The organism is Sorangiineae bacterium MSr11954 (genome assembly GCA_037157815.1).
Taxonomy (GTDB): domain Bacteria; phylum Myxococcota_A; class Polyangia; order Polyangiales; family Polyangiaceae; genus Pendulispora; species Pendulispora albinea.
In genome coordinates, this window is sequence record CP089984.1 from 2,058,403 (window position 1) to 2,071,429 (window position 13,027).

Here is a 13,027-nt window from a genome sequence, read left to right on the forward strand (position 1 = left end):
CGTTCAGCTGCCGGCCCTATAGAGAGAGGACACCATGACCACCCCCGAAACCACTTGGCGTCCTCTCATCGAAGCCGCCTTCGCCGACCGCAAGCTCCTCGAAGATCCCGCCACCGTCAAAGCCGTGCGCGAGGCGCTCGATGCGCTCGACCGCGGTGAAATCCGCGCCGCTTCCCCGCAGGAAGACGGTACGTGGGTCACCAACGGCTGGGTGAAGCAGGCCATTTTGCTCTTCTTCGGGCTGGCGAAGATGGAGACCCACAACGTCGGTCCGTTCGAGTTCTACGACCGCGTTCCGCTGAAGAAGAACCACCAGGCGGCGGGCGTGCGCGTGGTGCCGCCGGGGGTCGTTCGCTACGGCGCCTTCCTCGAGCCGGGGTGCGTGGTGATGCCGGGCTATGTCAACATCGGCGCGCGGGTCGGCGAGCGATCCATGGTGGACACCTGGGCCACCGTCGGCACCTGCGCGCAGATTGGAAAAGACGTGCACCTCTCGGGCGGCGTGGGCATCGGCGGCGTGCTGGAGCCGCCGACGGCGCGCCCGGTCATCGTGGAGGATGGCGCCTTCATCGGCTCGCGCGTGGTCATCGTGGAAGGCGTGCACGTCGGCCGCGAAGCCGTGATTGGCTCCGGCGTGGTCCTGACGGCGTCGACCACCATCATCGATGTCACGGGCGAGACGCCCGTCGAGCGAAAAGGGAGCGTCCCCGCCCGCAGCGTGGTCATCCCTGGAACCCGGACGAAGCGTTTTCCGGCCGGGGAGTTCGGAGTACCTTGTGCGCTGATCATCGGGCAGCGAAACCCGTCGACGGATCGGAAGGTGAGCCTGAACGATGCGCTCCGTGATTTTAACGTCTCCGTTTGACGTCTTCTCCGGCTCCCTCGACGAAACGCTCCTCTGGCTCTGCGCCATCCCTTCGCCCATCGGCGAGGAAGACGCCATCTGCGACGCCGTTCAAGCGCGCCTGCAGAAACAAGAGCTGGCCGCGCCGATTCGCCGTTACGGCAACTCCATCGTCGTCCCGCTGACCCGCTTCCCGCCGGCGGAGGGCACCTACCGCCCCCACATCGCGCTGGTGGGCCACCTGGACACGGTGCGCACGGAAAATGGCCCCGCGCGCATCGAGGGCGACCGCCTCTATGGTGCCGGCGCCGCCGACATGAAGAGCGGCCTGGCCGTGATGATCGCGCTGGCCGAGACGAGCCGCGCGCTCCTCCCGTGCAATGTCACCCTCGTCTTCTATGCGCGCGAAGAGGGCCCCTTCGCCGACAACGAGCTCGGCCCGGTGCTCGAGCAAGATCCGGAGCTCTCGAGCGTGGATCTGGCCGTGTGCCTCGAGCCCTCGGACAACCGGCTGCAGCTCGGTTGCAACGGCTCCCTGCACGCCACCGTGACCTTCGAGGGCCGCACGGCGCACAGCTCGCGCCCCTGGCAAGGCGACAACGCCATCGTCAAGGCCTCCCCGCTCCTCACGTCCTTGGCGCGCCTCGCCCCGGTCGATCACGTGCTCGACGGCCACACGTACCGCGAGGTGATCACGGTCACGCAAGCGCGCGACGGCGGCCGCGGCCGCAACGTCGTCCCCGATTCGTTCGCGCTGAATTTGAATTACCGCTTCACGCCGGACATCCCGCTGGCCGACGCGGAGGCGCGCCTTCGCTCGATCATCACCGGCCCCGCCCACGAGCATGGCTGGGAAGTGGACGGCGAGCCGCGCATCGAGATCACGGATCGAAGCCCGGCGGCGCCGCCCAATGGGAACCACCCGCTCATTGCCAAGTTGATCGAGGCGGGGGTCGACGCGGTGGAGCCCAAGCAGGCGTGGACCGATGTGGCCCGGTTTGCCGTGCGCGGCATCCCAGCCGTCAATTTCGGTCCGGGCGAAAATGCTCAGGCACATCAAAAGAACGAATCGACATCCCTGGCGCTCATCAACGACGGCTTCCAGATCGTAAAGCGTTGGTTGTTCTCGCTTTAATGCGATTTGAAAGCGGGTATGCCGGACGGCTTTAATCTCTCCCGAATACCCACCTGGATCGTTTGAAACACCCCCTGGATCACGATCCTGGTGCGTTTTTTACCGGATTTTGGGTGGTGTACCTGCGTGGTAAACCTTGAACCCATGAAGACATCGTTCTGCGGTCTGGTGTTTGCGGCCGTTTTTGCCTCCGCGCTCGGCGCGTGCGGCGGCGGATCGGCCGAGGGAGGCGATCCGAAGGTCGGTGGAGCCGAGGGAGGTGCGCATCCTCTCGTCGGAAGCCCGGCCCCCGAATTTGGATTTGCCTCGGTGAATGGGCAGGGGAAGGTCTCCGCCAAGGAGTTGCAGGGTAAGGTCGTCCTCGTCGACTTCTGGGCGACGTGGTGCGAGCCCTGCAAAAAGTCGTTTCCCAAGCTCCAAGGGCTCAACGTGAAGTACAAGGCGAGCGGCGTGGAGATCGTCGGCATTTCCGAGGATGACGAGAAGGGCACCGACCTCGCCGGATTCGGGAATACATACGGCGCCAAATTCCCACTCGGGTGGGATGATGGGAAGAAAATTGCCGAAAAGTGGCAGCCGAAGAGCATGCCCTCCTCCTTCATCGTCGATCGAAAAGGCGTCGTGCGCTTCGTCCATCTCGGCTATCATGACGGCGAAGAGGACGAGATTGAGAAGGAAATCAAGAGCCTTCTGTAGTCTTCTCGAGCCCTCCGATTCTCGATAAAGCGTGTTCTCGAAGGTCACCGCGTGCGGCGGCCTCGTTGCCAGGAGGATGAGCGCGCGCGAATGATCCGAGGGCTTTCTTCCGTTCCATCGCTTCCATCGTCTTCACGCATGGCCCGCTGGGTGACCGCGGCCATGGTGTGTCTTTTTTTGCTCGGCGTGAACGCGCGCGTTTCGCCGGCCCAAGACCTGCAATCGGCGCGGCGCGAGATCACGAAGGCCGACGACTTTCGTGTGCGACTCGGCGCCGCGCTCCTCATTGGTCGCACCAAGCCCCCCGATGGACGCGCCTTGCTCGAAAAGGCGCTCTCGGATCCGCACCCCGCGGTGCGCGCCGCCGCCGCCGCCGCGCTGGGCTCGTACAACGATACGGGCGCCATTCCCGCGCTGGAGCAGCACCTCGCGACCGAGGGCACGCCCAGCGTGCGCACCCAGATCGAGAGCTCGCTGAACGTCTTGCGCGTGGCCGCATCGGGCAAAGGTGGCGGCTCCAAAGGCACCAAGTACATCGTGCAGCTCGGCTCGATGCGCACGGCGTCGGGGGTCGGTGGCGCGCGCGGTGATCAGCTCGGCCAGGTGCTTCGGGCGGCGGCGCGGGAGCGTGCGGCCAGCGTACCCGGCGCATTCGTCGCGCCCGATCCGCAGACCGCGGCGCGGCGCGGGCTGGAGCAGCATCTGCCGGTGCTGGTCATCGACGGCACCCTGGTTCGCATGTCGCAGCAGTCGCAGAACAACGGCACGGTGGGGTTCTCCGCCCAGGTCGACTTCAGCGTCCGCAAGGTGCCCGAGCACTCGCTTCGCGCGTCGCTCACCGGCAACGCCATGAGCATCGGCACCGCGCGCTCCTTGGGGAGCGAGCGCAACATCGCGGCGCTGCAGGATCAAGCCGTGGACGGCGCGGTGGAGAGCGCGATGCGCAACGCCGATCGCGGCTTCACGCAGGCGCTGCAGTAGGCGTCGCCCGTTATTGGAGTTCGCGCCCTAGCCCAAGTATGAGGTGGGCATGCGCAAGGTGCTCTTCGTGTCGAAGCCCATCGTGCCCCCGTGGCACGATGGATCGAAAAACCTGGTTCGCGACATCGCCTCGCACCTCACGCGCGCGCGGCCCACGGTGATGACCACCGAGGGCGCGCCGCCGCTCGGCCCGCGGGTGGGCCTCGATCCGATCTACCGCGAAGCGGGCGGCTTCTCGCCCGGGGTGCTCACCAACGCGCGCGTGATGCGCCGCCTGATGACCGATCGCGCGCACGACATTTGGCACTTCGTCTTCGCGCCCAATGTCGCCTCGTCCTCGGCGGCGCGCTTCTCCATCACGTCCCGGCGCGCGCTGGGTTGGAACGGGCAGGTGGTGCAGACCATCGCCAGCGCCCCCAAGCGCTTCGAGCTGGCCCCCGCGCTGCTCTTCGGCGACGTGGTGGTCACCCTCACCGAGTGGACCCGCGCGCGCCTGCTCGCCGAGGGCGTGGACGGCAAAAAGCTGCGGGTCATCCCCCCGTGCAGCGCACCTCCGCGCGCCGTCTCGGACGAGGAGCGCACGCGCTTGCGCGAGGAGCTCGATCTCGGCACGGGCCCCATCCTCGTCTACCCCGGCGACTACGAGGTCTCCCGCGGCGCGGAGACGGTGGCGTATGCCGTCTCCACCATCGCGCGGGCGGTGCCCGAAGCCCGCGTCGTCTTTGCCTGCCGCCCGAAGACCCCGCGCGCGGCGGCCGCCCGCGCCCAGATCGAGCGCATTTTGGAGGAGGAGCGCATGATCCACCGCACGCGGCACGTGGGCCAGATGGCGGACATCGCGCCGCTCATCGCCAGCGCCTCGGCGGTCCTCTTCCCGGTCGACGACTTGTACGGCAAGGTCGATCTGCCCATCGTGCTCCTGGAAGCGCTGGCGCTCGGCGTTCCCCTGGTCCTGGCCCGCGGCGGCCCGCTCGAGGCGCTCTCCGCCGCCGACTTCGTCGACCCGGGCGATGGCCCCGCGCTGGCACGGGCGGCGCTGCAAATCCTCCGCGGCGGCGCCTCGGCCGAAGGGCGCGCCGAACGAGGCCGCGCGCTCTACGCCTCCCAGTTTGCGCCCGAGGTGGTGGCCGCGCGCTACGACGAGCTCTACGAACGCCTCCGCCCGTAGCCGTAGCCCGTCGTACGTCGAGGTCGCAAGACGAGCGAGCCACCGCGGAATCGTGCTAAATGCCCGCGTACCATGAGCAGCTCCGGCAGCGACAAAATCGTGCACCCGGCGTCGGAAGTCCGGCGCACGTTTCTCGAGTTCTTCGGCAAAAGAGGGCACGAAATCTGTGCGAGCGGGCCTCTGATCCCCGCGGGCGACCCCACGTTGATGTTCACCAACGCCGGGATGGTCCCCTTCAAGGACGTTTTTACGGGCAAAGACACCCGCCCGTACAAGCGCGCGACCTCGAGCCAGAAGTGCATCCGCATCTCGGGCAAGCACAACGACCTCGAGAACGTGGGGGTGACCGCCCGGCACCACACCTTCTTCGAGATGCTCGGTAACTTCAGCTTCGGCGACTACTTCAAGGAAGAAGCCATCGCCTACGCCTGGGATCTGCTCACCAACGTCTACGGCCTCCCGAAGGACCGCCTGGTCGTGAGCGTCTTCGGCGGCGAAGAGGGCATCGCGGCCGACGACGAAGCGCGCGCCATCTGGCGCAAGGTCACGGGCTTCTCCGACGAGCGCATCTTCGGCTTGGGGATGAAGGACAATTTCTGGCAGATGGGCGACGTCGGCCCCTGCGGCCCGTGCTCCGAGATCCATTACTACCTGGGCGACGAGCCCGATCTCGGGCGCTTCAACGAGGAGCCCAACGAGCAAGGCCACGGCTGGATGGAGATCTGGAACCTGGTCTTCATGCAGTTCGAGCGCCGCATCGAGGACGGCAGCCCCATCCTGGAGAAGCTCCCCGCACCCTGCGTCGACACCGGCATGGGCCTCGAGCGCATCAGCAGCGTCCTGCAGGGCAAGTTCTCCAACTACGACAGCGACTTGATGCGCGCGCTCGTGGAGAAGGCCGCGCAGATCTCCGGCAAGGTTTACCGCGCCACCCAGGCCGACGACGACATCTCGATGCGGGTCATCGCCGATCACGCGCGCACCGCCGCGTTCCTGATCGCCGAGGGCGTCTCGCCCAACCGCGCCGGGCGTGAGTACGTGCTCCGCCGGGTCATGCGGCGCGCGATCCGCCATGGTCACCGCCTGGGCATCGAGCGCCCCTTCCTGCACGAGGTCGCGCTCGAGGTCGCGCGGCTGATGGGCGAGCAGTACCCCGAGCTCCGGCAGCGCAAGGAGCTCATCGCCGACGTCACCGAGCAGGAGGAGATCCGCTTCCGCGAGACCCTCGATCGCGGCCTTCGCATCCTCGACGAGGAGATCGCGGGGCTGCGCGGCGCCGGGAAGAACGAGCTCGCCGGCACCACCGCCTTCAAGCTGTACGACACGTTCGGCTTTCCGCTGGATCTCACCGAGGTCATCGCCTCGGAGCGCGGCATCGCGGTCGACAACGCCGGCTACGAGCGCGCGCTCGCCGAGCAGCGCGCCCGCAGCGAGGGCTCGAAGGTCGGCGACGTGGCGGTGGAGTCGGTGTGGCGCGAGGCCATCGGCGCCGTGGGCGGCGCGGTGCGGTTCACGGGCTACGAGAGCGAAGAAGGGGAGGGGAAGATCGTCGCCATCGTCAAAGGGAACGCCCTGGTCCCTTCGGCGACGGCGGGCGAGAGCGTCGCCATCGTCACCGACGTCACCCCGTTCTACGGCGAGGCGGGCGGCCAAGTGGGCGATCGCGGGATGATCCGCGGCGCGGGCAACGGGACGGCCGGGGCCATCGAGTTCGAGGTCGAGGACACGCAGAAGCCCATCGAGGGCCTCATCGTGCACCACGGCAAGGTGTCGCTCGGCGAGATCCGGGTGGGCCAAGCCGTGGAGCTCGAGGTGTCGCACGAGCGCCGCACGGCCACGCGGCGCAATCACTCGGCCACGCACTTGCTCCACTGGGCGCTCCGCCAAGTCGTGGGCGAGCAGGCGTCGCAGAAGGGATCGCTCGTCGGCCCCGATCGCCTTCGCTTCGACTTTTCGCACAGCCGCGCGCTGACCCCCGAGGAGATCGTCCGCATCGAAGACTTGGTCAACGCCAAGATCCTCACCGACGCGCCGGTGGAGACGGAGGTCCTCTCGATCGATCAGGCGCGCGCCAAGGGCGCGATCGCCATCTTCGAGGAGAAGTACGGCGACGTCGTCCGCGTGCTCACCATGACCCGCGACTCCGTCGAGCTTTGCGGCGGCACCCATGCGCACGCCCTCGGCGAGATCGGCCTGTTCAAGATCCTCAGCGAAGGAGGCGTCGCCGCCGGCGTGCGCCGCATCGAGGCGGCCACCGGCTTGAACGCGCTCCTCTATGTGCGCCAGATCGAGAAGACCTTGCGCACCGTGGCACAGTTCGTCCGTGGCGGAACGCACGAGGTGGCCGAGAAGGTCGAGCGGATCACCCAGCACGAGCGCCAGCTCGAGAAGGAAATCTCCGATCTCAAGCGCAAGATCGCGACCGGGGCCACCGGCGGGGGCCTGGAAGAGCTCACCCGGGGCGCGCGCGACATCCCGGGCGGCAAGGTCCTCGCGGTCAAAGTCGACACCGACGACCCCGCGACCTTGCGCGAAATGGCCGAAAAACTTCGCGACAAGCTGGGCGACGCCATCGTCTTGGTGGGCGCTGTCAAAGGCCCCAAGGCGTCGCTGGTCCTCACCGTCTCCAAGCCGCTGCTCGGTCGCTACAAGGCCGGGGAGCTGATCCGACCGGTGGCACAGATCATCGGCGGCTCGGGCGGCGGCCGGCCCGATATGGCACAGGCCGGCGGTACATCCCCCGAGAAGATCGACGAAGCCCTCGCCAGCCTCTACACCTCCGTCGCATAAGGTCGCGTAAGGATGGCACGCCTTTGCTTCGTGCGGGCGCGCACGAAGCGAAGGTTTGCGTCGGGTGGGCGACGCGCGGGTAGGTTGCTCACGCACGAATTTCCGGCGCGTCGTAGTAGTGCTACATAAATCCGTCGTGGTCAGCTCTGATGCCGAGGTTCCCGCCATCCTGCTGCACATCGCGCGTGGCAGTGAAGACGTGTGGATTTCGACCCTGCGGCAGGCCATCGTGCACGGCCGGCGCAAGTTCAACCTGCCGATGCCCGCCTACGCTGACGAAGAGCTTCGGCAGTTGGCGCGCGGCTATGTTGCGCTGGTGGAGGAAGCCACGGCCGGCCAGGGCCGCATCCGATGGGATGCGTACATCGAGAGCATCATCGAGGGCATGGCCAAGGGCGGCATCACCTACCCGTACCTGGCGCATGTGGCGGCGGGCTTCCAGGCCGGTGCCATCTGTTCGTGGGTGGCGGGGGTTCCGGAGGAGAAGCGTCCCGAGGCCATTCAATGGCTCATGGCCTTCTTCGCCGATTACGTCGGCGACGTCATCGACGCGGGCATCCGCTTGGAAGCGCGGTCGCGCGCGGACGAGTAAAGGCGGTGCGCATGGCTTCCCCGACGCTTTATGAACGAGTGCTCGCGGCAAGTGGCCTCTCGCGCATCTTCGTCGATGGCGTTCTGCGAAGGGCCTGCTCGCGCGCCAATGTCAATGTCGACACCATGTCGCCCGAGGGGCTGCGCAAGGCGCTCCCGTTCATCGAGGAGAGCCTGCGCATCTATCTTGCTCCTTCGGAGGTCGATCGGCGCGTCGGCGCCATCCGCAAGCTCGCCGAGTGACCGCGCCGCGCGGCGTGAATCGCCTGGCCTTAACGAGCCAACGCTTGGCGCCGTTGATCGATGCGTTGGCGGAGCACCGGGGGGACATAGAGCGCCTCGATGTCGAATCGCGCGAGCGCCGCGGCGAGCACGCCAATCTTGTCGAGCACGGGGGCGCCGGCGTCGATCATCACGATGGGACGGCCATGGACCCAGCAGAGCCCCCCCTTTCCCTCGATGACCCGCGGCTCGAAAGGCTCGTGGCGCACCCGGATTCCGATGCGGCGGGCCAGTTTCTCGAGCTCCAGCAGCACCTCGTTTGGGGTCACGGCTCCATTCTAGCTCCAGGGCAAGCTCTACTCAAAAATAGCTGCCACTTCGCTAAGTTGCACGGCCGGTCGTAAATTGCGACCGGTCGTTCTATTTTCAAGTTCGTCGAAAGTTTCAGCGGTGTATGCAAACTGCATGCGGACGCAACGGTCATGGACGGGCTACGCGGGTGGCTCGCCGTGTTCGCAAGGGAAAAAAGAGCCGTGCACGAGGTGCGCGAGGCAATTTCCAAGGTTGCGTCGGACGGCCGGATCGACGACCCTCTAGACCACCGTGTCCGACGCGTCGCGGAATCTTGCCCCCTTGGTGATGGGGACGGTCATCAACGACCGCTACGAAATTCGCCAGAGCCTCGGAAAAGGGGGAATGGGCGAAGTGTTTCTGGCGTACGACCGCGCCACCCAGCAGCCGGTCGCACTCAAAATCGTGCGCGAGGAGTCGCGCATGCCGGGCGATGACGAGGCCCTTCGTCAAGAGCTCCTGCATGCCCGCTCGGTCAGCCATCCCAATGTCTGCCGCGTGCACGATCTTTCGCCTTCCGGCTACGGGCCGATCCTGGTGATGGAGCACATCACCGGGCAGACCCTGCACACGCATATCCGTCGGAAGAAGGCGCAGGGCGGCTACACCTCCGACGAGTTTCGCCGCCTGGCGCACGACATCGCGTCGGGGGTCGCCGCCATCCACGCGCAAGGCCTGGTGCACGGCGACTTGAAGCCGGGCAATGTCATGGTCACCTCCGATCCGGACGGCGGGTTGGGCAAGGCCATGGTCCTCGACTTCGGCTTCGCCAAAGAGCGCGCCCGCGTGATCGGGCGAAGGCCGGGCGCGCCCCCCGACGGCGGAACGCCGAACTACATGGCGCCCGAGCGCATTCGCTCCGGGGGAGCCTCGGCCGAGGACGACGTGTACGCGCTCGGCCTCACCCTCTGGGAAATGTGGACGTGCCGCGTGCCCGAGCCCGGCTACAAGCCGCGCGCCAAGCCGATGCGCGCGCAGATCATGTTCGACGTGCCGGCCGGTCTCTCCATCGACGAGATCAAGCAGGTCTTCCGCTGCCTCTCCGACGATCCGACGCAGCGCCTGCCCGCGCGCCACATGCGCTTCTTCAACCCGGTCACCCTCACCACGAACCCCATTCAGGTTCCGCGTGAGCGCCTCGATCCCGGCCCGCCGCCCGGCCGCAGCGCCACGGCGCAGTTCTCCGGCGGCCAGCAAGCGCTGCTCGCCACCTACGCCACCAACGCCTCGGAGTTCGTGGGGGATCTCTTCAGCCTGGAGAAGCCCACCGTCACCATCGGCCGCCGCTCGGACAACGACATGGTCGTGCCCGAGGCTACGGTGAGCGGCCAGCACGCGCAGCTCCGCTGGCAGAACGGCACCTGGGTGGTCGAGGATCTGGGCTCGACCAACGGCACCTACGTCGATCACACCTACGAGCGCCGCAAGCAGGTGAACCTGATGCACGGCGGCGACGTGCAGCTCGGCGAGCTTCGCTTCAAGCTCGTGAGCTTCGCGCCCGGGAGCGTCGGTCACAAGCGCGCCCGCGCCTACCTCGCCAAGCGCGACGGCCTCACGGGGCTGCTCTCGCGCGACCAGCTGCTCAAGGCGCTCGACGAAGAAGCGCAGTTCGCCGAGTGGGTCGATGCCCCGCTCACCATCGCGCGCTACGAGCTGCGCGGCCCCAACCGCCTCGTCTCCGATCGCCCGACCATCCTCGAGATGCTCGCCTTCCGCCGTGCGGCCACGCGCGTGGTGGAGCTGACGGACATGCTCCTCCTCTCGCTCATCGCCGTGACCGCAGGTCGAACGGGCCCCTTGCGGTTCGTGGTCGCCATGACGGGCCCCGGGCCGCAGGAAGCGCGCAACCTCGTCGAGCAAGTCGTTCAGCAGGTGCAGGTCATGCTGCCGGATGGTCTCGATCTCGTCGCGTCCATCGCGCGCTACGAGGCCGGGGTCAATGTGCGTACGCTCGTCGATCCGCAGTCGTAATGCCGCACCCGTTGCTCCCTCCCGACGATCCCAAGCGTCGCCCGCCCACCGATATTGCGGCCCTGGCCGCGAGCGTCGACCGCGTGGGCAAGATTCAGCTGATCATCGTGGGGCTGCTCACGCTCGCGCTCGTCGCCATTCCGCTCTACTTGTGGAGGCGCCCCCGCGCGGGCGAAGACTCCTCCGAGCCGCTCGTGCGACCGGTCGCTGCGGTGTCGGCCACCTCGGCGGACACGGCGGCGCCGCCGTCCAGCGCCGCACCCGATGCGGGCACCAGCGGGCTCTCACTCTCGGAGATGAGCGTCCTGAGCTGCCACGATCGCGGCACCAAAAAGACGGCCCCGTCCGAATGCGATCGCTTGCCGGCGATTGAGTCCGCCTTTGCCGCCGCGATCGTCAAACGCGCCGAGTGCGTTCCGCAGAGCGCGGGCGGCGGCACCATTCAATACGTGGCCGACGTGGGGTTCGCCCGAACCCGCAATAAAATCGCCATCTTGACCCCGCGCGACGGCCGCACCTTGAAGAGCGCCAAGCTGGCGAGCACCTGCGCCGCGGCCGTCAAAAAGGAGCTCGCGTCCACGTCGCTCGACGTCCCTCACGGGCACGAGCGCTACAAGCTCGCGGTGACCGCGAGCTACGCCGGCCGTTAGTCCGCACGCGAAATTCCGCGGCGGCGCTCGATGTCGTCTCGAGTTCAAGTTGCCCTTGCCGTTCGGCCACATTGCGTCCAAGTTAGGCGCGCCCGTGGTCACCTCCATCGAAGATCTTTCCCGCGCTTCCCACATCGACCTCGACGACGATCACTTCCACGACGAGTGCGGAGTGTTCGGGATCTACGGCCATCCGGAGGCTGCCAACCTCGCGTACCTCGGGCTGCACGCGCTGCAGCACCGCGGGCAAGAGTCGGCCGGCATCGTCACCAGCGATGGCGAGCAGCTCTTCGTTCACCGCGCGATGGGCCTGGTGCAGGACGCCTTCGACCAGTCGCAGCTCGAGAAGCTCCCCGGGCGCTTTGCCATCGGCCACGTTCGCTACTCCACCGCCGGCGGCTCGGCCCTCAAGAACGCGCAGCCCTTCGCGGTCGACTTCGCGCTGGGCTCCCTGGCCATCTGCCACAACGGCAACCTCACCAACGCCGACGAGCTCCGCGCCGAGCTCGAGGCCAGCGGATCCATCTTTCAGTCCACCAGCGACAGCGAGGTCTTGATTCACCTGGTCGCGCGCTCGCGGCAGAACAGCTTGGAAGATCGCATCTCGGACGCGCTCGGCCGGGTCAAGGGCGCCTACTCGCTCCTCTTCATGACGGAGGACATGCTGATGGCCGTGCGCGATCCCCACGGCGTGCGCCCGCTCTGCCTGGGCATCCTCCCGGGGTCGCAGCACCAGGGCCGAAACGACGCGTACATCGTGGCGAGCGAGCCCACGGCCTTCGATCTCATCGGCGCCGAGTTCGTGCGCGATCTCGAGCCGGGCGAGATGCTCATCATCGACGGCAACGGCATGCGGTCGCTCCGCCTCGGCGAGCGCGCCGCGCCGCACATGTGCATCTTCGAATACGTGTACTTTGCACGTCCCGACTCGTACATCCAAGGCCGCTCCGTCTACGAGGTGCGCAAGGCGCTGGGCGAGCGGCTGGCGCGCGAGCATCCCGTCGAGGCAGACGTGGTCATCCCCGTGCCCGACTCGGGCGTGCCCTCGGCCATCGGCTACGCCTCGGCGCTCAAGATCCCCTTCGAGATGGGGCTCATTCGTTCGCACTACGTGGGCCGCACCTTCATCGAGCCGCAGCAGTCGATCCGCCACTTCGGCGTGCGCCTCAAGTTGAACCCCGTGAGCACCATCCTGCGCGGCAAGCGGGTCATCGTGCTCGACGACTCCATCGTCCGCGGCACCACCTCGCGCAAGATCGTCAAGATGATCCGCGACGCCGGCGCGCGCGAGGTCCACATGCGCATCTCGAGCCCGCCCACGCAGTGGCCCTGTTACTACGGCATCGACACCCCCACGCGCCGCGAGCTCATCGCCTCGAGCCACACCGTCGACGAGATCGCCCGCTACATCACGGCCGACTCCCTGGCGTACCTGTCGCTCGACGGCATGATCAAAGCCGTGCGCGGCGCCCAAGCGCTCCCCTCGTCGGCCCCCCCGTCGAGCTCCCGCGACGTCACCACGCAGGGCTACTGCCACGCGTGCTTCTCGGGCGAGTACCCCATCGCCTTCCAGCCGCCGGCCAACGGCAAACGCCAGATGCGGCTCGTCGGCGTGTAGCGGCGGGTCT

General features: G+C 67.3%; 12 protein-coding genes. 11 read left to right on the top strand and 1 reads right to left on the bottom strand.

The window, feature by feature from the left end; genetic code table 11:
• The first annotated feature begins 34 nt into the window (after positions 1–34).
• From LZC94_08430 to LZC94_08465, 8 genes are all read left to right on the top strand, one after another.
• A complete protein-coding gene (locus LZC94_08430; protein ID WXB17296.1) occupies positions 35–865 on the top strand; it encodes a 2,3,4,5-tetrahydropyridine-2,6-dicarboxylate N-succinyltransferase in 831 nt (276 codons plus the stop codon).
• Positions 843–1,979: a succinyl-diaminopimelate desuccinylase gene (gene dapE / locus LZC94_08435; protein WXB17297.1), complete on the top strand. Its 1,137-nt coding sequence runs from the start codon at positions 843–845 to the stop codon at positions 1,977–1,979. Before LZC94_08430 ends, dapE begins: the two co-directional genes overlap by 23 nt.
• Positions 1,980–2,123: 144 nt before the next feature.
• Positions 2,124–2,675 carry a TlpA family protein disulfide reductase gene (locus LZC94_08440; GenBank protein WXB17298.1) on the top strand — a complete coding sequence of 184 codons (552 nt, stop codon included), beginning with the start codon at positions 2,124–2,126 and terminating at the stop codon, positions 2,673–2,675.
• 90 nt (positions 2,676–2,765) lie between these two features.
• The gene (locus tag LZC94_08445) at positions 2,766–3,656 is read left to right on the top strand and encodes a HEAT repeat domain-containing protein (GenBank protein ID WXB17299.1); all 891 of its coding nucleotides are present in this window, start codon (positions 2,766–2,768) and stop codon (positions 3,654–3,656) included.
• A gap of 49 nt (positions 3,657–3,705) precedes the next feature.
• Positions 3,706–4,824 (top strand): glycosyltransferase family 4 protein, encoded by a 1,119-nt coding sequence (locus tag LZC94_08450; protein ID WXB17300.1) that lies wholly within the window; start codon positions 3,706–3,708, stop codon positions 4,822–4,824.
• 72 nt (positions 4,825–4,896) lie between these two features.
• Entirely contained in the window at positions 4,897–7,614 is a 2,718-nt protein-coding gene (gene alaS, locus LZC94_08455; protein ID WXB17301.1) for an alanine--tRNA ligase, read from the top strand.
• A 136-nt stretch (positions 7,615–7,750) separates the two neighbouring features.
• Entirely contained in the window at positions 7,751–8,206 is a 456-nt protein-coding gene (locus tag LZC94_08460; protein WXB17302.1) for a hypothetical protein, read from the top strand.
• 11 nt (positions 8,207–8,217) lie between these two features.
• Positions 8,218–8,448 (top strand): hypothetical protein, encoded by a 231-nt coding sequence (locus LZC94_08465; GenBank protein WXB17303.1) that lies wholly within the window; start codon positions 8,218–8,220, stop codon positions 8,446–8,448.
• 29 nt (positions 8,449–8,477) lie between these two features.
• On the opposite strand, the gene LZC94_08470 is transcribed toward LZC94_08465, so the two are convergent.
• Positions 8,478–8,756: a hypothetical protein gene (locus LZC94_08470; GenBank protein ID WXB17304.1), complete on the bottom strand. Its 279-nt coding sequence runs from the start codon at positions 8,754–8,756 to the stop codon at positions 8,478–8,480.
• A gap of 274 nt (positions 8,757–9,030) precedes the next feature.
• Here LZC94_08470 and LZC94_08475 point away from each other — a divergent pair, with 274 nt between their 5' ends.
• The 3 genes from LZC94_08475 (at position 9,031) to purF (ending at position 13,017) form a co-directional block, all read left to right on the top strand.
• A complete protein-coding gene (locus LZC94_08475; GenBank protein WXB17305.1) occupies positions 9,031–10,749 on the top strand; it encodes a protein kinase in 1,719 nt (572 codons plus the stop codon).
• A complete protein-coding gene (locus LZC94_08480) occupies positions 10,749–11,399 on the top strand; it encodes a hypothetical protein (GenBank protein ID WXB17306.1) in 651 nt (216 codons plus the stop codon). Before LZC94_08475 ends, LZC94_08480 begins: the two co-directional genes overlap by 1 nt.
• Before the next feature lie 133 nt (positions 11,400–11,532).
• The gene (purF, locus tag LZC94_08485; protein ID WXB20360.1) at positions 11,533–13,017 is read left to right on the top strand and encodes an amidophosphoribosyltransferase; all 1,485 of its coding nucleotides are present in this window, start codon (positions 11,533–11,535) and stop codon (positions 13,015–13,017) included.
• The last annotated feature ends 10 nt before the right edge of the window (positions 13,018–13,027 follow it).